Annotated in this window: 23 protein-coding genes and 1 pseudogene; 23 read left to right on the forward strand and 1 reads right to left on the reverse strand. The window is 64.0% G+C overall.

Annotated features, from left to right (window positions below):
• Nucleotides 1-4 precede the first annotated feature (4 nt).
• From H3028_RS10880 to H3028_RS10970, 19 genes and pseudogenes are all read left to right on the forward strand, one after another.
• Nucleotides 5-913, forward strand: coding sequence for a Mu-like prophage major head subunit gpT family protein (locus H3028_RS10880; RefSeq protein ID WP_181297022.1), 909 nt, complete (start codon nucleotides 5-7; stop codon nucleotides 911-913).
• A 14-nt stretch (nucleotides 914-927) separates the two neighbouring features.
• Entirely contained in the window at nucleotides 928-1353 is a 426-nt protein-coding gene (locus H3028_RS10885; protein ID WP_181297023.1) for an HI1506-related protein, read from the forward strand.
• Nucleotides 1353-1853 (forward strand): gp436 family protein, encoded by a 501-nt coding sequence (locus tag H3028_RS10890; protein ID WP_181297024.1) that lies wholly within the window; start codon nucleotides 1353-1355, stop codon nucleotides 1851-1853. Before H3028_RS10885 ends, H3028_RS10890 begins: the two co-directional genes overlap by 1 nt.
• Nucleotides 1853-2365, forward strand: coding sequence for a phage virion morphogenesis protein (locus H3028_RS10895; protein ID WP_181297025.1), 513 nt, complete (start codon nucleotides 1853-1855; stop codon nucleotides 2363-2365). Before H3028_RS10890 ends, H3028_RS10895 begins: the two co-directional genes overlap by 1 nt.
• The gene (locus tag H3028_RS10900) at nucleotides 2365-2955 is read left to right on the forward strand and encodes a phage protein Gp37 (protein ID WP_181297026.1); all 591 of its coding nucleotides are present in this window, start codon (nucleotides 2365-2367) and stop codon (nucleotides 2953-2955) included. The genes H3028_RS10895 and H3028_RS10900 overlap by 1 nt, the downstream gene beginning before the upstream one ends.
• Complete coding sequence (locus tag H3028_RS10905; protein WP_181297027.1) at nucleotides 2952-3173, forward strand: DUF2635 domain-containing protein; 222 nt, start codon at nucleotides 2952-2954, stop codon at nucleotides 3171-3173. Before H3028_RS10900 ends, H3028_RS10905 begins: the two co-directional genes overlap by 4 nt.
• 3 nt (nucleotides 3174-3176) lie before the next feature.
• Nucleotides 3177-4646: a phage tail sheath subtilisin-like domain-containing protein gene (locus tag H3028_RS10910; RefSeq protein ID WP_181297028.1), complete on the forward strand. Its 1470-nt coding sequence runs from the start codon at nucleotides 3177-3179 to the stop codon at nucleotides 4644-4646.
• Nucleotides 4647-4655: 9 nt separating this feature from the next.
• Nucleotides 4656-5000: a phage tail tube protein gene (locus tag H3028_RS10915; RefSeq protein WP_181297029.1), complete on the forward strand. Its 345-nt coding sequence runs from the start codon at nucleotides 4656-4658 to the stop codon at nucleotides 4998-5000.
• Between the two features lie 9 nt (nucleotides 5001-5009).
• A complete protein-coding gene (locus H3028_RS10920; protein ID WP_181297030.1) occupies nucleotides 5010-5354 on the forward strand; it encodes a hypothetical protein in 345 nt (114 codons plus the stop codon).
• A gap of 91 nt (nucleotides 5355-5445) precedes the next feature.
• Nucleotides 5446-7248, forward strand: a complete 1803-nt coding sequence (locus H3028_RS10925) for a phage tail tape measure protein (protein ID WP_181297031.1) — start codon at nucleotides 5446-5448, stop codon at nucleotides 7246-7248.
• Entirely contained in the window at nucleotides 7248-8549 is a 1302-nt protein-coding gene (locus H3028_RS10930) for a DNA circularization protein (RefSeq protein ID WP_181297032.1), read from the forward strand. Before H3028_RS10925 ends, H3028_RS10930 begins: the two co-directional genes overlap by 1 nt.
• Nucleotides 8542-9582: a phage baseplate assembly protein gene (locus H3028_RS10935; protein ID WP_181297033.1), complete on the forward strand. Its 1041-nt coding sequence runs from the start codon at nucleotides 8542-8544 to the stop codon at nucleotides 9580-9582. Before H3028_RS10930 ends, H3028_RS10935 begins: the two co-directional genes overlap by 8 nt.
• Nucleotides 9569-10102, forward strand: a complete 534-nt coding sequence (locus H3028_RS10940) for a phage baseplate assembly protein V (RefSeq protein WP_258237751.1) — start codon at nucleotides 9569-9571, stop codon at nucleotides 10100-10102. The genes H3028_RS10935 and H3028_RS10940 overlap by 14 nt, the downstream gene beginning before the upstream one ends.
• Nucleotides 10099-10545 (forward strand): phage GP46 family protein, encoded by a 447-nt coding sequence (locus H3028_RS10945; protein ID WP_181297034.1) that lies wholly within the window; start codon nucleotides 10099-10101, stop codon nucleotides 10543-10545. Before H3028_RS10940 ends, H3028_RS10945 begins: the two co-directional genes overlap by 4 nt.
• The gene (locus H3028_RS10950; protein ID WP_181297035.1) at nucleotides 10545-11606 is read left to right on the forward strand and encodes a baseplate J/gp47 family protein; all 1062 of its coding nucleotides are present in this window, start codon (nucleotides 10545-10547) and stop codon (nucleotides 11604-11606) included. The genes H3028_RS10945 and H3028_RS10950 overlap by 1 nt, the downstream gene beginning before the upstream one ends.
• Nucleotides 11597-12196: a YmfQ family protein gene (locus H3028_RS10955; RefSeq protein WP_181297036.1), complete on the forward strand. Its 600-nt coding sequence runs from the start codon at nucleotides 11597-11599 to the stop codon at nucleotides 12194-12196. Before H3028_RS10950 ends, H3028_RS10955 begins: the two co-directional genes overlap by 10 nt.
• Nucleotides 12196-12915: a hypothetical protein gene (locus H3028_RS10960; RefSeq protein ID WP_181297037.1), complete on the forward strand. Its 720-nt coding sequence runs from the start codon at nucleotides 12196-12198 to the stop codon at nucleotides 12913-12915. The genes H3028_RS10955 and H3028_RS10960 overlap by 1 nt, the downstream gene beginning before the upstream one ends.
• Nucleotides 12916-12925: 10 nt before the next feature.
• The gene (locus H3028_RS10965) at nucleotides 12926-13468 is read left to right on the forward strand and encodes a DUF4376 domain-containing protein (protein ID WP_181297038.1); all 543 of its coding nucleotides are present in this window, start codon (nucleotides 12926-12928) and stop codon (nucleotides 13466-13468) included.
• Nucleotides 13469-13742: 274 nt separating this feature from the next.
• A pseudogene (locus tag H3028_RS10970) lies at nucleotides 13743-14189 on the forward strand (DNA adenine methylase); the annotation flags it as partial.
• Here H3028_RS10970 and H3028_RS10975 read toward each other — a convergent pair.
• Nucleotides 14186-14455 (reverse strand): SinR family protein, encoded by a 270-nt coding sequence (locus H3028_RS10975; protein WP_181297039.1) that lies wholly within the window; start codon nucleotides 14453-14455, stop codon nucleotides 14186-14188. The pseudogene H3028_RS10970 and the gene H3028_RS10975 overlap by 4 nt on opposite strands.
• 243 nt (nucleotides 14456-14698) lie before the next feature.
• Here H3028_RS10975 and H3028_RS10980 point away from each other — a divergent pair, with 243 nt between their 5' ends.
• The 4 genes from H3028_RS10980 to phnE all read left to right on the forward strand — a co-directional run bounded on the left by H3028_RS10980 (nucleotide 14699) and on the right by phnE (nucleotide 18141).
• Nucleotides 14699-15550: a putative selenate ABC transporter substrate-binding protein gene (locus H3028_RS10980; protein ID WP_181297040.1), complete on the forward strand. Its 852-nt coding sequence runs from the start codon at nucleotides 14699-14701 to the stop codon at nucleotides 15548-15550.
• A 139-nt stretch (nucleotides 15551-15689) separates the two neighbouring features.
• Nucleotides 15690-16550: a phosphonate ABC transporter ATP-binding protein gene (locus H3028_RS10985; protein ID WP_181297041.1), complete on the forward strand. Its 861-nt coding sequence runs from the start codon at nucleotides 15690-15692 to the stop codon at nucleotides 16548-16550.
• Nucleotides 16544-17377 carry an ABC transporter permease gene (locus H3028_RS10990; protein WP_181297042.1) on the forward strand — a complete coding sequence of 278 codons (834 nt, stop codon included), beginning with the start codon at nucleotides 16544-16546 and terminating at the stop codon, nucleotides 17375-17377. Before H3028_RS10985 ends, H3028_RS10990 begins: the two co-directional genes overlap by 7 nt.
• On the forward strand, nucleotides 17374-18141 hold the full coding sequence (gene phnE / locus H3028_RS10995; protein ID WP_181297043.1) for a phosphonate ABC transporter, permease protein PhnE: 768 nt from the start codon (nucleotides 17374-17376) through the stop codon (nucleotides 18139-18141). Before H3028_RS10990 ends, phnE begins: the two co-directional genes overlap by 4 nt.
• Nucleotides 18142-18145: the final 4 nt, after the last annotated feature.

The following is an 18145-nucleotide window of genomic DNA, read 5'->3' on the forward strand; positions in this document are numbered from 1 at the left end:
GAATATGCTCATCAATAAAGCAGCCCTCGCCGCCGTATTCCTGGCGTTGAAGACCACCTTCAACAAAGCCTTCGAAGCGGCCCCCAGCACCTGGCAGAAGATCGCCATGGAGGTTCCGTCCAACAGCGGGCAGAACGATTACACCTGGCTGAGCAACTTCCCCAAGATGCGTCGCTGGATCGGCGCCAAGGTCGCCAAGGCGCTGGAAGCCTACAAGTACGTCGTGGTCAACGAAGACTTCGAAGCCACCGTCGAGGTCGACCGCAACCACATCGAAGATGACCAGCTGGGCATCTACCAGCCCCAGGCGCAGATGGCCGGCTACTCGGCCGCTCAGCTGCCTGATGAGTTGGTTTACGAGGCGGTCAACGGCGGCTTCGTCAAGCTCTGCTATGACGGCCAGTACTTCTTCGACACCGACCACCCAGTGGGCGGCAACTCGGTAAGCAACAAGATCACCGCAGCGCTCTCCAACGCCACCCTGGCAGCGGCCAAGGCCGGCTACGGCACCGCGCGCACTGGCATGAAGCTGTTCAAGGACGAAGAAGGCCGCTCCCTGAACATCACGCCCACCGTGCTGGTTGTCAGCCCGGCCCTGGAAGACACAGCCCGCGCGCTCCTGACCGACGCCAAGCTGGCCGACGGCAACCCGAACCCCTACAAGGGCACCGCTGAACTGGTGGTCGATGGGCGCATCGAGTCCGACACCGCCTGGTTCCTGCTCGACACCAGCAAGCCGGTCAAGCCGTTCGTCTACCAGCCACGCAAGAAGCCGGTGTTCGTCTCACAGACCAACCCCGAAGCCGAGGACGTGTTCAACCTGAAGAAGTACAAGTTCGGCGCCGAAGCACGCGCTGCAGCTGGCTACGGCTTCTGGCAGCTCGCCTTCGGTTCCACCGGCACCGGCGCATAAGGGAGGGTTCTGAAATGGCTAGAGCACCTGCCAAGCGCACGACCAAACCGTCAACAAAGCCAACCCCGGCAAAGTATGTGGTGGTTAGCGGCGCCGAGCCCGAGCTGCTGGATGGCATCTTCGTCCGCAGCCTACCACCGACCTTCCGCCGCGCCGGTTTCAGCTTCACCCCTGAAGGCTCCGGCCTGCTCCTGGAGAACCTGACCCAGGCGCAGCTGGACGCGATCGAGGCCGAGCCGATGCTCAGCGTAACCCAGGCGCAGTTCCCGGCGACCGCCGAGGCTGATGCCAAGCTCGCCGAGTTGGCCAAGGCCCAGGCCGCAACCGAACCCACGGAACCGGCTGCTCCGACTGCCGACGATGCCAAAGCCAATGCAAATTCGGCGGGCGGTACCGGCGGCACTCAGGGTGACCAGGACAACACGGAAGGTAACGCCTGATGTACGCCAGCGCCTCCCAGTTTCTGAAGCGTTACAGCGCCGAAGAGATCGCCCAGCGTGCCGACGCCAGCATCCCGCCGATGGTCTATGGCGAGCTGCTGACCAAAGCCGCTGCCGGTGATGACCTGTCTGCCTATTCCCCCGAAGAGCAGACAGCAGCCGGGCAGGCGCTGGCCAGGGTCGATCGCGCCCTGCAGGACGCCGAACAGACCATCAACACTTATCTGGGCGGGCGCTACCAGCTCCCGCTCAGCAACGCGCCGGAGGTGCTCGAACGCATCGCCGGCCAACTGGCCCGCTACTTCCTTTACGACGACGCGGCCACTGAGCAGATCACCACCCTCTACAAGGACTCCATCAAGTTCCTGGAGAGCGTGGCCACCGGCAAGGTCCAGCTCGGCCCGACCGACAGCGGCGCGATCGCGCAGCCCTCGGCCGGCGCGGAGATGGTCAGCGCCGGCCTGGTATTCGCCCGTGACAGCAGCCGAGGCTTCATCTGATGGCCGTCAGCATCCGCATCGCCCACAACCTGCCACAGGTGCAGCGGTTGTTCCAGCAGATCCGCCGCGTTGGCGGTGACCCGACGCCGCTCCTGGAGGACATCGCCTTTCTCGGTGAAAGCAGCACCCGTGCCCGCTTCCGCAGCCAGACCGCCCCCGACGGTCAGCGCTGGAAGCCGAGCCTCCGTGCCCAGCTCAACGGCGGCAAGACCCTGACCAAGGACGGCCATCTGGGCGACTCGGTTGGCAGCTACGTCAATCAGAAGTCTGCTGTCTGGGGCGTCAACCGGATCTACGCCGCCATTCACCAGTTCGGCGGCACGATCAAAGCCAAGGGCTCGGGCGGGCTGCGTTTCGCCATCCCCGGCATCGGCTGGCGCACCGCCAAACAGGTCGAGATACCAGCGCGTCCGTACCTCGGCCTTTCCGACGATGACCGTCAGGACATCCTCGACCTGGTCAGCAATCACCTCAGCGATCTAGTGCGCCGTGGCGCGCCGGGAGGTGCCTGATGCTTGGCGATCTGGAGACCCAGCTGGTCGACCTGCTCAAGGGCAGCGAGCTTGGCCTGCGCTTGAAGGTTGTCGACAGCCTGCCGGATACGCCTGACAGCGATCTGGTCAAGCGCTGGGGGCTCGACGCCCCGGCGGCCTATGTCGTCGCAGCAGACGGCACCCTGAGCCAAGCCATCGCTACGCCGCAATTCGTGGTTGTCCTTGTTGCCCGGAATGCCCGTGGTCATCAGGCCGCTCGACGTGGTGACGGCAAAACGGTTGGCCTGTACCAGATGCTCGATGCGGCGATAGCCGAGCTACATGGCGGGCAAACCGCGGACGCCAGCTGGCAGGTCACCCGCTACCAGTTCTTGCATGACAGCCAGTTCCGCGACCAGGGCCTGCAGATAGCCCTGTTGCAGATCCAGGCCGACACCGACCCCCCGCAAAAGGATGCCGTGAACCTGGGCGAGTTCCTCGAATTTCACTCCGACTTTGACATATCGCCCCTCGCCACAGCTGAAGACCGTGAGCGTTGGGTCAACGAAGACCACGCCGCCCCGGCGCCGGATCTGCAATCGCACATCAACCCGCAGGAGGGGATATGAGCAAACCCGTTTATCTGGTGCCAGCCGAGGGCCTCAAGGTCCGCCATCCGCTCGGTGGCCACCTCAAGGCCGAGGGCGACCACGTGATGCTCGACAGCTACTGGCGCCGCCGTATCGCGGACAAATCGGTAGCCGAGGGTGAACCGCCTCAAGCGGCCACGCCAGCAACCGAGGGCACCCAGCCCAAAGCCACCAAGCCTGCGGCAGCCAAGGAGTAACCCATGGCCGAGAACGTCAGCTTCAACGAGATCCCGGACAACATTCGCGTACCCGGCATCTATATCGAGATCGACCCCAGCAAGGCCGCTGGCGGTGGCGCCATTATGGAGCGCCGTCTGCTCCTGGTCGGCCAGCGACTGGCCAATGGTGACGTGTCGGCGCTGATCGCCACTCGCCTCGGCAGCCAAGCCGGTGACCAGGCCGCGAAGGCGTTCGGGCAGGGCTCGATGCTCCACGGCATGGCCGCAGCAGCGCGCAAAGCCGATGACTACGTCGACATCTGGGCGATCGCGCTCGATGACGATGCAGCCGGCGTCGCCGCCGCTGGCACCGTCACCTTTACCGGCACACCGACCCTCACCGGCATCCTTGCGCTGTATATCGGCGGCGCCCAGGTGCGCATCGCTGTGGTTGCCGGCGAAACCGTCGCCACCCTGGCCACCCGCTTGGCCGACACCATCAACGCCAACGGTGACCTACCGGTAACCGCCTCGGCCGCGTTGGGCGTGGTGACGCTTACCTGCCGCTGGAAGGGCGAAACCGGCAACGACCTGGACGTGCGCGCCAACTACTACGGCGAGCAGACCCCGGCCGGCCTCACGGTGGCCATCGCCGCCATGTCGGGCGGCGCAGCCAACCCGAGCATCGTCTCGGTGATCGATGCGATCGCCGGTACCCAGTACTACAGCATCGTCTGCCCCTACCTGGACGGCCCCAACCTGGTCGCCCTGGAAGAGGAAATGACCGATCGCTTCGGCCCGATGGAGCCGCTCACCGGGCACGTGTTCAACGCCAAGGTGGGCAACCATGCCGCGCTCACCACCTGGGGCAACAGCCGCAACTCGCCGCACATCAGCACGTTTGGCATGTACGACATGCCCACGCCGCCGTGGGTCGTCGCGGCTGTCTGGGCGACGGTCGCCGAATCATCCGGAGCCAATGACCCTGCGCGGCCATTCCGCAGCCTGCCGCTGCCGGGCGTGCTGCCACCACCGGAGAAGAGCCGCTTCACCCGTCCGGAGCGCAACCTGGCGCTGTTCGATGGCATCAGCACCTTCACTGTCGACCAGGGCGGCCAGGTACTGATCGAGACCATCATCACCAACTACCAGAGCAACAGCTTTGGCCTGCCGGATATCAGCCTGCTGCGCCTGGAAACCAAGTGGACCGTCGACCTGGTGCGCTTCCGCTTCAACGCAGCCGTAGCGCGTGACTACCCGCGTCACAAGCTGGGTGACGTCGCGGTACCGGGCCAAGCCTATGCAACACCCACCACCGTGCGCGCCACCCTCATTGCCGAGGCGATCAAGCTCGCCACCGAGGATGGGCTGATCGAAGACGTCGCAGGCTTCAAGCGCGACCTGCTGATCAAGCGCTCCACCCAGAACCCCAACCGTATGAACGCCGTGCTGCCGCCGAACCTGGTCAACCAGTTCGACATCTTCGCAGCCGCCGTCCAGTACCGCCTGTAAGGAGGCCCTATGAAGCATCACGGCCGCGCCACCATCAGCTACAACGGCAAGCGCCTGCGCACCAAGGAAGGCGCCACCCTCAACTTGGGCGGTACTGGTCGCACCGCTGAGCCGCTCGACGACGGCTCGGTTGGCTACTTCGAAGCCACCACCGCGCCCGAGCTCAGCTGCACCGTCCCGCTCACCCAGGATCTTGCCGTGCAGGAACTGCGCGACTTGGTCGACGCAAACGTGGTGTTCGAGAGCGACACCGGTCAGTCGTGGGTCATCCGCGAGGCGTTCACCACCAACACCATCAGCGTCGGCCGCGACGTGGCCATCACCATCAGCGGCCAGCCGGCCGAGCAGCTGTAAGGAGCATTCATGCAAAAGATCACTACCACCGGCACGCTGCCTCACGGCCTGGATATCACCGGCGTGCGCTACACCAGCTTCGTCATGCGCGAAGCCCTGCTTGGCGACATGATCGAAGCCGAGGTCGAGTCCGGCGGCGCCGGCAACCAGATCCACTACGCAGCCCAGCTGGCCGTGCGTCAGTTGGTGAAGGTCACCGACGCCAGCGGCCGCGAGTTTTCGGGCCCGTTCGTGGTTTCGATGATCCGCAAGCGTAGCGACTTCGTTGCCCTGCGCACCGCCCAGCTGGAACTGGACAAGTTGGGAAACGACGAGCCGAACGGCTCCGCCAGCACTGGGACGCCGTCCAGCTGATTGCACTGCGGCACGGCTGGTCGCGCGACGAGATAAACGCCCTGCCACCCCGTGAGTTCCACCACTACATCGGCAACCTGACGAAGAAAAAATGAGCACAACTGACCTCAACCTGGCCATGCGCATCAGCGCCGATGTCAGCCGCCTTATGGGTGGGCTGAACAAAGGCGAAGGTGGCCTGCGCAAGTTCGGCAACGCCGCCAAGGGCGAGCTGGCTGCGCTGGGCCGCTTCGCAGGTTCGGTTGAGGGTAAGTTGGCTCAGCTGGGCATCGGCGTGTCAGCGATCGCCGCAGGCATGCAGTCGGCGCGATTGGACAAAGACCTCAAGCAGCTGCAGCTCACCGCCGGGGCAACTGCAGACGAAGCCGGGCGCCTGCGTAAGGAGCTGCTCGGTGCGCAGATTGCCACCGGCCAGGGCGCGGACGAACTCAAGGGTGGCGTCGATGCGCTGATCGCAGGCGGTCTGAGCATGGCCGAGGCCACCGCCACTGTCGCCCCCATGTCCGAAACCCTGGCGGTGGCAAAGACCAACGCCGATGCGCTGGCCAAGGCGATGGGCGTGGCCAGTAAGCAGTTCGATATCGACCTGAGCAACACCGAGGAGGCTCGGCTGCTGCTGGACAAGATGGTGGTTGCAGGCCGTGCCGGTAACGCCGAGCTGGAGAACCTGCCGGATATCTTCGCCCGCATCGGCAGCAATGCGAAGTCATCCAATCTCAGCCTGGACCAGACCCTCGCGCTGGTCGAGACGCTGTCACTTGTCGAGCCAAACGCCGAGCGCCTCGCCACACTGACCGACAGCACCCTGCGCGTATTCACCAACGCGAACTACATGAAGTCGGCGTCCAAGGCGACCGGCGTGAAGTTCTTCGACGCTGAAGGCACCCGCCGTGATGCCCTGGAAGTGATCGGAGAGATCAAGGCCAAGTACGACAAGCTGGGCACCGACGCCCAGCGCTTCAAGTTCATCAATGCCGCATTCGGCAAGACCGATCTGGACACCCAGCGCGGCCTCAAGACGCTGCTCGATGGCGCTTCCCTCGGCAAACTGAGTGACGTCTTCGGCGACATTACCTCCGCCGGCGGCACCATCGCCCGCGACCTGCCCGAGGCAATCGGCAACGCGGTGGACCAGACCGGCCGCCTCAAGGGTGCGTTGCGCGAAGCCGCGGATGGCTTCGCCAAACCGATCAATGACGCCGTCAGCGAGGCGATCAAGTTCGGCCTCGACAGTAAGGACAATGGTGGCCTCGGCCTGGATGGCACCGACATCATGGTCGGTGGCGCCCTCGGCGCGGCGGGCATCTTCGGCGCGGCACGTTACGGCGGTAAGGCGATCCAGGGTCTGGCTGGCAAGCTCGGCAGCACCGCTGCAGGCGTGGCCACCGGCAAGGCACTGGAAGAAGCGGCTGGCGTGCAACCCGTGTTCGTCGTCAACATGCCTGATGGACTTGGTGGCAAGCTTGGCATTGCCGAGAAGCTGGCCGGAACTGCAGGCGACGTGGTTGGCCCGAAGACCTTCAGCAAACTGAAAACCACGCTGGCCCTGCTGGGCGGCGCGCCGCTATCAGCTCTCCCGTCCTTCGGTGCGGGCGCCATGGCCACCGCAGGTGCGGCAGTCGCAGGCGCAGGCGCGGCCGGCTATGGCGTCGGCACACTGCTCAGCGATTACCTGATCGATGGCACCGCGTTGGGCGATGCCATCGGCGAAGCGGTTGCGCACGCCATCTCTCCGTTCAGCGAAAGTGCCCGCAGCGCGATCGCTGCGAACAAGGCCGCGTCCGAGCTCACCATCCGCATCGAGGGCGACCAGAAGGCCAAGGTCACCCAGCTCAAGCCCCAGGATGATCTGGAGATGCGCGTGCTCACCGGCCGTACCGGAGCGGGTAGCTGATGGCCTGGCGCGATGACTATCGGCCCGGCGCATTCCGTGGCGTGTCGTTTCACCTGAAAAACAGTACCCGCACGGGCGGTCGCCGTACCGTGCTGGACGAGTACCCCCTGCGCGACGTGCCGAGCACCCAGGACATGGGCCGCAAGGCGCGCCAGTTCAACCTGTCCATGACCGTAATCGGGCCGGACTACATGGCCCAGCGTGACCAGCTGATCGAGGCGCTGGAAGCCTGGGGCCCTGGTACGCTCATCCACCCCTTTTATGGTGAGCTGGATGTTGTCGTGCTGGGCGACTATAGCGTCGAGGAGAGCACTGAACAGGGCGGCCTGGCCCGCATTACTCAGAACTTCGCCGAGGCTGGCGAAACGCCGCGCCCAGATAGCCAGACGCTACCAGGCGCCGCAGTCAACGCCACAGCTGACCAGGTGCAACATGAGGCACTGGTCGAGTTCGAGGAAGAGTGGAGCGTGCTCGGCACGGCCGGTTTCGTTGCTGACGAAGCGCTCACCATGCTGGGCGAAGCCAGTGGCGCCGTTGGCGAGGCGTTCGAGTATGCGCAGGGCGCCGCCAGCCCTGTAATCGGGACCGTCCAGGGCGCAACCAGTACCGTAACGAATGCAGGCGGTCTGCTCAGCGGCGCCGGTTCATTCAACCAGCTGTACACTCGGCTGACTGGCAGCTTTCAGCAACTCATGCTCGCGCCAGGTAATCTCAGCTTCAGCCTGCTCGACGTAGTACGCAGTATCACCAGCGGCACCAATCCCTTCGCCGCATTCCAGGCGCAAGCGGCCCTCTTCAACCTCGGAAGCAAAGCCAAGCCGGTGCGCAGCAGCGGCTATGTCACCCCTGCTCGCGCGCAACAAGCCGCGAACCAGGCAGCGGTGTATCGCCTGATCGAGCGTGTCGCGGTGACCGAGGCCGCACGCCTGAGCACCAGTCGTCCGCTCGATAGCCAGGGGCAAGTCCTGCCTGGCCTGGCGTATGAAAACCGCAACCAGGCGGTGGAGGTGCGCGACCAGGTCGTCGCCGAGCTCGACCGCCAGCAACTCGCGGCCAGCCCGGACCGCTATGCGGCTCTGGCCAAGCTCACAGCTGCGCTGGTCAGCGACATGAATCAGCGTTCAGCGGCCTTGGTGTCGCTGACACAGTTCCAGCCGCGCATCACCATGCCGGCCCTGCTTATCGCCCACCAGCTGTACGGGGATGCCCGGCGTGCCGATGAAATAGTCGCTCGCAATCGCATCGCGCATCCCGGCTTCGTCCAGGGCGGCCAGTCGTTAGAGGTGCTGAAGGATGCCTGAAGTCCTGCTCACCGTCGGCAACCAGGAATGGGGCGGCTGGAAAGGCTACCGCATCGCCCTGGGCATGCAGCAGCTCGCCGGTCGATTCGACCTGCAGTTAACCGAGCGCTGGGCGGGCCAAGCCCAGCGCCGCGAGATCCCCGAAGGCGCGCCGTGCAGCCTGCACTATGACGGCGAGCTGCTGATCACTGGCTACATCGATCGTGTTAGTCCCACCTACAACGCCCAGGAACACAGCGTAAGCGTCAGCGGCCGGGACAAGACATGCGATCTGGTCGACTGCTCCGCACCATCCACGCAATGGATCGGTCGTGGCCTGACCGACGTCGCCCGCGAGCTTTGCGCGCCCTTTGGCATAACCGTCATCGACCAGGTGGGTGCCAACGCACCGTTCAAAAGCCTCAAGCCAAACGACGGCGAGACGGTATTCGAGATGCTCGACCAGGCCGCACGGATCAGGGGCGTGCTGCTCATCACCGATGGTCGCGGCAATCTGCTCATCAGCCGCGCCGGTCACACCCGTGCGAATGATGCCCTAGTGCTAGGCAAAAACATCCATCAGGGGGAAGGCAGCCGGGACCTCGTCGACGTCTTCAGCCAATACACCCTCAAGGGGCAGGCCCAGGGTGATGACTGGCTGTCCGGCGAGCAGGCCAGCGGCGTGGTGGCGCGCGCGTCGGATTCGCGCATGAAGCGTCATCGCCCCCTCACCCTAATCGCCGAAGGACCCCTCGACGCAGCAGGCGCACGCCAGCAGGTCACCTGGGAGCGGAACGTGCGTTGGGGTCGTTCCCAGTCGCTCACCTACAGCCTGACCAGTTGCCGTCAGTCCAACGGCCAGATCTGGCGGCACAACAGCCTGACCACCGTTCACGACGCCTATCAGTACCTGCAGGGCGCCGAGCGGCTCATCACCGATATCGCGTACAGCCTCGACGACCAGGGCGAGCGCACCGAACTCACCCTCATGCCACGCGAGGCATTCGACGTGCTGCAACAACCGGAACCGGAGGTCACCGATGCGTGGTATTGACCGCATGCTGAGCCCGCTCCGCCGTGGCTTGGCGCATATCGTCAGCCGCGCCGTCGTCACCTTGGTGAACGATGCCGCTCGCATGCAGACCCTGCAGCTGAGCCTGCTGGCCGATGAGCAGCTCGACGGTGCCGAGCATTGGCAGCCCTATGGCTTCACCTATAAGCCGCACACCGGCGCCGAAGCGTTGGTGGTAGCAATCGGTGGCCACCGCGCGCACAGCGTCGTCATCGCCTGCGCCGATCGCCGCTATCGCCTGACCGACCTCGAGGACGGCGAGGTGGCCATCTACACCGATGAAGGCGACCGGATCCACTTCAAGCGCGGCCGCATCATCGACATCCAGACCGGCACGTTGAATATCAAGGCCACCGACGCAGTGAATATCGACACGCCGGTGATTACCCAGACCGGCCGCATTGAGTCCACAGGCGACCAGATCGCGGCCGGCATCAGCCAGATTGAACACACGCACGGCGGTGTGCAGCGCGGCTCTGATACTTCGGACGCCGCCCAATGACCGACATTGCCCTGAAGTGGAATGGTCGTGAGGCCGACATCGCGATCGAGAACGGCGACATTGCGCTCGATGGCACCCTGCAGACGCCCCTCGTCATTAGCCTGTTCTCCGATCGCCGCGCGCGTGCAGACGATGCGCTGCCGGGCGATGCCCGCGACCGTCGTGGCTGGCCGGGCGATGCCTGGCCGGGCGTTGCGGGCGACCAGATCGGGTCCCGCCTGTGGCTGCTCAGCCGCGAAAAGGAAATCGCCGAAACCCTGCGCCGCGCCCGCGACTACGGCAAAGAAAGCGTCAGCTGGACGCTGGAAGACGGCATCGCCGCACGCACCGAGATCACCGCTTCAGTCCCTAAGCGCGGCTGGCTGCGCCTGGACGTGGCCATCCTGCGCCGCGACGGCCGCACCGAGAATTACCAATACGACACCCTGTGGGAGAACCTGTAATGCCGTTCCCAATCCCCACGCTTGAGCAGACCCGACAGCAGATCGGCAGCGACATCGAGGCCCATCTACCCGGCACCGAGGCCAGAACCCGCCGCAGTACGCTCGGCGTCCTGGCGTTCGCCGAGGCCGGCGCTGTGCAGGGCCTACACGCCCACATCGAGCACCGCTGGCGCAACATGCTGCCGGACGAACTGGCCGATGCCGAAGGCGTGGAGCGCTGGGCCAGGCGTTACAAACTCTGGTACCGCGACCCGGTTGGAGCAGCCGGCCCGGTGAGCATTTCCGGAGCAATAGGCGCAACCGTGCTCGCCGGCACCAGTCTGCAGTACAGTCAGGAACTGGTTTACACCGTTCGTGAGTCGGTCACGCTGGCCGCTGCGACCGCCCTGGTTACGGTCGATGCGCAGACGCTCGGCGTTGCAGGTAATCTTCCGGCAGGCGCTCGCTTGACCCTGCTCAGCCCGGTGACTGGAATCCAGTCTGCCGCCACGGTGGCCGATGGTGGGCTCATGGGCGGCACCGATCTTGAATCGCTCGACGGTTTGCGCCGCCGCGTGCATCGCCGTATGGCGGAGCCACCGCAGGGCGGCAGCCTCACCGACTACGAAACCTGGGCGCTTGAATCCCATCCTGCGATCACCCGTGCCTGGGCAACCGAGCATGAGCAGGGCAGCGGCAGCATCGTGGTCCGTATCGTCTGCGACAACCAGGACGACCCTATTCCCAGCGCCGAAGTGCTGGAAGCGTGCGCGGCCTATATTGCCGAGCGCCGACCCGCCGGACGCCGCTCGGTTTATGTCCTGCCGCCTGTTTCCGCTCCGCTGCAGTACCAGATCCGCGCAGTGCCAAACACCGTGGAAGTCCAGGCTGCGATTGAGGCCGAGTTGCGCGACCTGCACCGCCGCGAGGCGGCACCCGGTGGGTCACTGTTGCTCAGCCATATCCGTGAGGCGGTCAGCATCGCGAATGGTGAGCGTGACAACAGCGTTCTCTCCCCAACGGCTGATGTGCATCGCACCACGGGCGAGATGTCGACCTTCGGTGGCATCACATGGTCGTGACAGGCGAAGACTACGGTCGGCTGCTAAGCCAGCTGCTGCCGCCGGGCGCTGCCTGGTCACAGGATCCAGACAGCGCGCTGCAGGCACTGCTGCGCGCGCTGGGCCAGCCGCTCGCGCGCGTCCACCTTCGCGCCGATGACCTCTACCGCGAAGCGGATCCCGCCGAGGCGTTCGAGACGCTGACACGCTGGGAAGCGGCGCTCGGGTTGCCTGACGAATGCAGCGTCCAGGGCTCGCTCACCGTGCAGGAGCGCGTCAACGCCGTAGTGACCAAGATCATCGGCCTGGGCGGCCAAAGCCGCAGCTATTTCCTCGCCCTGGCCGAAGCCATGGGCTACCCCGCCGCCACCATTACCGAATACCACGCCCGCCGATACGGCCGCGCCAGCATGGGCGAGGCCTATGGCGGCGAGGACTGGGAAGACGTCTGGCAGCTCAACCTGCCAGAGACCTTGATGATCGAGCGCCGACACGGGCGCTCAGCGATGGGCGAACCCTACCGGGCATGGGGCGACAACCAGCTCGAATGCGTCATGCAAAAGCGCAAGCCGGGCGCCTCCATCCTCTTTTTCAACTACGGAGAAAACTAATGGACTACCCGAAGTCAGAACCCGGCGTGGCCTTGCTAAACGGCAAGTTCACCGACGGCAATCCGCTGCTCGGCGTTTCCGCTTCGCGGGATCCGGCGAAGTGGGCAAACGATGTCACAGATGAAATCCTCGGCGTCATCGAAGAGGGCGGCTTATTGCCTGACGAGGCCAACCCCGCACAGATGCGCCAGGCGGTCGTGGCCATTATCAACAAGGTGGCGCCGGTCGCGACGCAAGCAGAGGCAGAGGCCGGCACCGAAAATACCAAGCGTATGACGCCGTTGAGGGTATTTCAGGCGATCGCTAAGAAGGTCGTGCAAGCCAGCGAAACGGTGCTCGGCATCGCAAAAGTCGCCACCCAAGCGCAGACCGAAGCGGGCACTGATGACGCAACGATTGTGACGCCGAAGAAGTTGCAAATGGGGTTCTCTGTCAGTCTTGCTCAGAATGGATACATCGTTTTCCCTCGCTGGTTGTTCGGTTTGATTATCCAATGGGGTTCGGTCGTTGTATCCGGAGCCGGCACGGCTGCTACTGCGACGTACCCTATCGCTTTTCCAACCCAATGTTTTCAGGCATTCCTCACGGCGAGTGGTTGGCCTTTGAGTGATCAGCGTGCGGTGACAACCTCTGAACCGCTTGGAAGCGCGAGTATTCCTGTCACCTACTTCGGGTCTGCGACTTCTTCGCGGGTTAGGTTTTGGGTCGTCGGTAACTAGGAGATAGCGAATGCGTCATTACAGCAAAACAACTCGCACGACATACCTTGAAGGTCGACATACGGAGATGCCTGCTGACGCAGTGCCAATCACCGAAGACCGCTATCAGTCGGTCATCGCCAACCCTGCCCCCGGCAAGATCCGCAGCCACGACGCCGACGGCTTGCCGATACTGATTGACCCGCCGATATACGTGCCGACCGATGACGATCACCGCGCCGCAGTTGCCAGCCGTCGATGGCATCAGGAGGTGGCCGGCATCGCCTGGCAGGGCTACGGCATCGCCACCGACCGCGAATCTCAAGACAAGATCGTGCAGGAAACTCGCGCCATCGACCGGGCTCTCCGTGTCGACGGCAAGGGCTGGAAGTGCATCGACCTGGCGACAGGGATTGTCGTTTTCCGCCCAACAACCAACGCCGAAATGGTGGCCATCGGCGATGCGGTCTATGCCTACGTGTCGGCGTGCTTCGAGCGGGAAGAGGCCCTGCTAGAAGAGATTGTGGCTGGAACCTATGACACGTCCATGCTCGAAACCGGCTGGCCGGCATGATCCGCCGCCCCTAATAAAGCCCCGCCCTGCGCGGGGCTTTTCGTTTCTGATCCCGAGGTTTCCAATGCTGACCCATATATTACGGGCGGCCCTGCAATGGGTCTGCCTGCTGCCGCTGCGTGTACTGCTGATTCTGGCCGGCCTGCTGGTCGTGCCGCTCGCGCTCCCGTTCCGCGTGACGCAAGGCCTGCCGCAGCCCTTCAGCCAGGCGCCCGGCGATTGGCGGCTGATCACGCTGCCGCGCTGGGCCTGGCCCTGGAGCAATGACCGCGACGGCCGCGTCGACGGCCAGAGCTTTGGCACCGCCACCACGGGCCCGGCGATCAACCTTTGCCGCATCGAAGAGAACCTGTCAGCCGCCTACCTGCGTCTAGCGGGCACTTACGTCGAAAACCTGACCTGGCTCGACTGCGCCGAGCGTTACGACCGGCCGCACACCTTCTTCTACATGGATCCGCCGTACTGGCAGACCGAAGGCTACGGCGTCGACTTCCCGTTCGAGAACTACCAGCGAATGGCCGACTTCATGCGCCGCTGCAAGGGCAAGGTGATGGTCAGCATCAACGACCACCCCGACATCCGTGAGGCGTTCACCGGCTTCCAGATCGAGCAGACCAGTCTCAAATACAGCGTGGCAAACCAACGCCAGGGAGGACAGGCGGCCAGCTCAGAGCTAGTGATCATGAACTGGCGGCCAGAGGTGATGGGAGGGTTGTTCTAGAGATTTTCCTTCAGCCAGGATTTGCATTCACCTTTGAACCCAGCCCAGGCGCCACTGCCAGATAGCTTGACGACTAGAAGCTCATCATCCTCGTCAATATGGCCACGCAACCGATCGCGGATTACCTTGCAAGGGGTTTCGGTCACGATGATCCAGGTAGAGTCCAAGCAGTGCCATCGTGTGTCGCTGAGTTCCTCGATAGCCTCGATCAAAGCAGCGTAATTCTTCTGCTTATTGAGATCGTATCCAATCAGTATTGAAGCCATAAGTGTTCCAGGTAGTGGCAGAGAGCCACAACCATAGGGTTTCGGAACGCTTGTGCCAAGTAATGCGCAAAATCTGGCGCGCAGCTGATGCCAAACCAGCCGCAAAACGGTGCCAAATCATCCGCGCGCTTACACAACTGCGAACTGCAAAAACAGAGCGCCGGCGCCACGCGACTTGCATCAGCGCGCCCCTCTACCTCTATAATCCGCGCGCTTTTTCCGCTATTGAACCGGAGAACCACAATGTTGAAGCGCACCCTGGCAGCCGTTGCCGGCCTTGCCGTATCCCTGTCTTTTGTCACCGCACAGGCCGCCGACGTCCTTCGTGTCTCGGCTATTCCCGACGAAGCACCGACCGAGCTGATCCGCAAGTTCGAACCGCTGGGCCAATACCTTGAAAAAGAGCTGGGCATGCCGGTGAAGTTCACCCCGGTATCCGATTACGCCGCCGTGGTGGAATCCCTTGCATCAGACCGTATAGACCTCGCCTGGCTGGGCGGCTTCACCTTCGTCCAAACCCGACTGAAGACCGGCGATGCGATTCCGCTGGTGCAGCGTGAGCAAGACGAGAAGTTCACCAGCAAATTCATTACCGCCGACCCCGAAGTCGAGACGCTGCAGGATCTCGAAGGCAAAACCTTCGCCTTCGGCTCTGTGTCCTCGACCTCAGGTAGCCTGATGCCGCGCTACTTCATGATCAGAGACGGCATCGATCCCGAGCAGTTCTTCAAGCGCATCGCCTATTCCGGCGCCCACGACGCCACGGCAGCCTGGGTCCAGGCCGGCAAAGCTGACGGTGGCGTACTCAACGCCTCGGTGTGGGACAAGCTGGTCGAGACCGGGAAGGTAGATACGAGCAAGGTCCGTGTCATCGACACCACCCCGCCCTACTACGACTACAACTGGACGGTGCGCGGCGACCTCGATCCTGCGCTGGTGAGCAAGATCAAAGCCGCCTTCCTCGCGCTGGATCCAAAGAACCCCGAGCATAAAAAGATTCTCGATCTGCAGGCGGCCAGCCGCTTCATCGAAACCCGTCCGGAAAACTACGAAGGCATCGAGGAAGCCGCGCGCGCCGCTGGCCTGCTGAAGTAACCCTTCGCACTCGATCGGCAACGGTCGGGTGCAGCCAGAACCGTCACGGCTCGGCCTCCTCGCCCAGCCGTACCGCGCCAAAAACCCTCGTGGCGATGCGCAGGCAGCTGTGCCTGACCAGCGAAGCCAGGTAGTCATGATGAGCAGTTCGATCACCTTTATTCCTCCGGGTATCCGCAGCGCACCCGCGCCGGCATCATGCGTGCGGTTGTCCGGCCTGTGTCATAGCCATCCGGGCGGACAGACGGCCCTGCAGGACATCGAGTTGGAGATAGGGCAAGGCGAGCGAGTCGCGGTCATCGGCCCGTCGGGTGCCGGCAAGACCACGCTGTTGCGTCTGCTGGCCAGCCACATCCAACCAAGCAATGGGCATCTCGAATTGCTCGGCTGCACGCCTTGGTCGCTATCTACTGGCGCGCGGCAGAAACTACGCAAGCGCATCGGTCTGATTCACCAAGCGCCACCGCTTCCGCCCCGGCAAAGAGTCATCACTGCGGTGCTCGCCGGGCGGCTGGGCCGCTGGTCGCTGGGGCGCAGTCTCGCCAGCCTGGTCTATCCACTGGACAAGCAGGGTGCGACCAAAGCCCTCGGCCGGCTGGATCTCGCTGACAAGCTCTATATGCGCTGCGATCAGCTATCCGGCGGACAGCTTCAGCGCGTCGGTATCGCCCGGGTGCTCTATCAGCAGCCCGAGCTGATTCTCGCGGACGAACCAGTGTCGGCGATGGACCCGGTGCTTGCCGCGTACTCACTGAACGTACTCAATCGCGATGCCGTGCACCGTCAGGTGACATTGCTGGCCAGCCTGCATGCGGTGGATCTGGCACTGGAGCATTTCCCGCGGGTCATCGGAATTCGTGCAGGACGTGTCCTGTTCGATAAAGCCTCGACAGCGGTGACACCGGCCGAGCTCGAAGCGCTCTACGCGAACGAGCAGCTGGACAACCAGCAGGCCTCGCTGCCCTTGCCAGGCCAGCCCTTGCACGTTCCGCGATGCTGAGTCCAACCCTCACGCAACGCGACCCGGCCGCCGGCCCGCGCCTGGTGGCGACGCTGCTGGCGCTGGCTATGCTTTGGCCGGGCCTGTCACTGAGCGAACTGGACCTGGGCGTGCTGTTTGACGGCAGCAACGCCGAAACCATGGGTGTATTCCTCTCCGGTTTCTGGCCGCCCGCGCACGACCAGGCCTTTCTCGCGCTGCTGGGGCGCGCCACGCTGGAGACGCTCGCCATCGCAACTGCGGGCATGGCGCTGGCGCTGGTCGTGGCACTGCCCTGTGCGCTGGTGGCTACGCGAGCGTTGTCGATCTCGGCACTCAGCCGCGCCGGCCGCCCGAGGTGGTGGGCGCAGGCAGCGCGTTGGCCGGTGCGTGGACTGCTGATCGTGCTGCGCAGCGTGCCGGAGATCGTCTGGGCGTTGCTGTTCGTGCGTGCGGTGGGCCTTGGACCGACCGCCGGCGTGCTGGCCATTGCCATTACCTACGCCGGCATGCTCGGCAAGGTCTATGCGGAGATTTTCGAGTCGGTCGATCCGCTGCCCACCCGCGCCCTGCTAGGCGCCGGCAGCTCACGACTGCAGGCGCTCGCCTATGGTGTGCTGCCACAGGCCACGGGCGAGATGCTGTCCTATACCGTCTATCGTTGGGAGTGTGCCGTGCGCGCCTCGGTGGTGATGGGCTTCGTCGGCGCGGGCGGGCTGGGTCAGCAGATGGATCTATCGATGCGCATGTTCGCCGGCGGTGAAGTCGCGAGCATGCTGCTGACCTTCCTGGCGCTGGTGCTGATGGCCGACCTGATCAGCCAGGCGTTGCGCCGGAGATTCATGTGAAGTCGCTATCGCGCTATGCGTTGCCGCTGTTGCTGATCGCGGCCGTGATCGGTTCGTTCGCCTTTCTGCAATTCGAGGCCACCGCATTATTCAGCCGTGACGGCGTTGGGCAGATGGCCGATTACGCTTCGAGCTTCCTCAGTCCCGATCTTTCAGCCAACCATCTGCGAGCGATCGGCTACGGCGCTCTGGAAACATTGGCGATGTCGGCGATCGGCACGCTATTGGCCGCACTGCTCGGATTGTCGCTCGCATTACCGGCGTCAGGACGCGTCGGCATTATTGCCATGGCCAGCTCGCGGCTGGTGCTCAACGCATTGCGCGCCATCCCCGAACTGGTTTGGGCTGCATTGATGGTTCTGGCGGCTGGCTTGGGGCCGAATGCCGGAACCCTGGCGCTGGCGCTACACACTGCCGGGGTGCTGGGGAGGCTATTTGCCGAAACCCTGGAAAACACGCCGAGCGGCCCCGCCGAAGCGCTGCGCCTTTCAGGTAGCAATCGCATCAGCGCGTTCTGCTACGGCACCCTGCCCATCATCTGGCCACAGCTGCTGGCCTACACGCTGTATCGCTGGGAGAACAACATCCGCATGGCGAGCGTGCTCGGCTTCGTCGGCGCCGGTGGTCTGGGGCAGATGCTCTACATGAGCCTTAGCCTATTCCAGGAAGCCCAGGCGTCGACGGTGATTCTGGCCATGCTGTTGATGGTGCTGGCCGTCGATGCCCTCAGTGGCTGGGCGCGGATGCGCTGGGTGCGCGGCTAGGCGC

This window comes from Pseudomonas sp. Q2-TVG4-2 (assembly GCF_013620795.1).
Taxonomy (GTDB): Bacteria; Pseudomonadota; Gammaproteobacteria; order Pseudomonadales; family Pseudomonadaceae; genus Stutzerimonas.

What these genes read in the sequence shown, in the direction of transcription:
- H3028_RS10950 (WP_181297035.1), top strand. Translation starts at nt 10,545, where the DNA reads ATGCCGTTCCCAATCCCCACGCTTGAGCAGACCCGACAGCAGATCGGC.
- H3028_RS10890 (WP_181297024.1), top strand. Translation starts at nt 1,353, where the DNA reads ATGTACGCCAGCGCCTCCCAGTTTCTGAAGCGTTACAGCGCCGAAGAG.
- H3028_RS10955 (WP_181297036.1), top strand. Translation starts at nt 11,597, where the DNA reads ATGGTCGTGACAGGCGAAGACTACGGTCGGCTGCTAAGCCAGCTGCTG.
- H3028_RS10905 (WP_181297027.1), top strand. Translation starts at nt 2,952, where the DNA reads ATGAGCAAACCCGTTTATCTGGTGCCAGCCGAGGGCCTCAAGGTCCGC.
- H3028_RS10895 (WP_181297025.1), top strand. Translation starts at nt 1,853, where the DNA reads ATGGCCGTCAGCATCCGCATCGCCCACAACCTGCCACAGGTGCAGCGG.
- H3028_RS10880 (WP_181297022.1), top strand. Translation starts at nt 5, where the DNA reads ATGCTCATCAATAAAGCAGCCCTCGCCGCCGTATTCCTGGCGTTGAAG.
- H3028_RS10940 (WP_258237751.1), top strand. Translation starts at nt 9,569, where the DNA reads ATGCGTGGTATTGACCGCATGCTGAGCCCGCTCCGCCGTGGCTTGGCG.
- H3028_RS10935 (WP_181297033.1), top strand. Translation starts at nt 8,542, where the DNA reads ATGCCTGAAGTCCTGCTCACCGTCGGCAACCAGGAATGGGGCGGCTGG.
- H3028_RS10960 (WP_181297037.1), top strand. Translation starts at nt 12,196, where the DNA reads ATGGACTACCCGAAGTCAGAACCCGGCGTGGCCTTGCTAAACGGCAAG.
- H3028_RS10945 (WP_181297034.1), top strand. Translation starts at nt 10,099, where the DNA reads ATGACCGACATTGCCCTGAAGTGGAATGGTCGTGAGGCCGACATCGCG.
- H3028_RS10885 (WP_181297023.1), top strand. Translation starts at nt 928, where the DNA reads ATGGCTAGAGCACCTGCCAAGCGCACGACCAAACCGTCAACAAAGCCA.
- H3028_RS10930 (WP_181297032.1), top strand. Translation starts at nt 7,248, where the DNA reads ATGGCCTGGCGCGATGACTATCGGCCCGGCGCATTCCGTGGCGTGTCG.
- H3028_RS10920 (WP_181297030.1), top strand. Translation starts at nt 5,010, where the DNA reads ATGCAAAAGATCACTACCACCGGCACGCTGCCTCACGGCCTGGATATC.
- H3028_RS10985 (WP_181297041.1), top strand. Translation starts at nt 15,690, where the DNA reads ATGAGCAGTTCGATCACCTTTATTCCTCCGGGTATCCGCAGCGCACCC.
- H3028_RS10980 (WP_181297040.1), top strand. Translation starts at nt 14,699, where the DNA reads ATGTTGAAGCGCACCCTGGCAGCCGTTGCCGGCCTTGCCGTATCCCTG.
- H3028_RS10900 (WP_181297026.1), top strand. Translation starts at nt 2,365, where the DNA reads ATGCTTGGCGATCTGGAGACCCAGCTGGTCGACCTGCTCAAGGGCAGC.
- H3028_RS10925 (WP_181297031.1), top strand. Translation starts at nt 5,446, where the DNA reads ATGAGCACAACTGACCTCAACCTGGCCATGCGCATCAGCGCCGATGTC.
- H3028_RS10910 (WP_181297028.1), top strand. Translation starts at nt 3,177, where the DNA reads ATGGCCGAGAACGTCAGCTTCAACGAGATCCCGGACAACATTCGCGTA.
- H3028_RS10915 (WP_181297029.1), top strand. Translation starts at nt 4,656, where the DNA reads ATGAAGCATCACGGCCGCGCCACCATCAGCTACAACGGCAAGCGCCTG.
- H3028_RS10975 (WP_181297039.1), bottom strand. Translation starts at nt 14,455, where the DNA reads ATGGCTTCAATACTGATTGGATACGATCTCAATAAGCAGAAGAATTAC.
- H3028_RS10965 (WP_181297038.1), top strand. Translation starts at nt 12,926, where the DNA reads ATGCGTCATTACAGCAAAACAACTCGCACGACATACCTTGAAGGTCGA.
- H3028_RS10990 (WP_181297042.1), top strand. Translation starts at nt 16,544, where the DNA reads ATGCTGAGTCCAACCCTCACGCAACGCGACCCGGCCGCCGGCCCGCGC.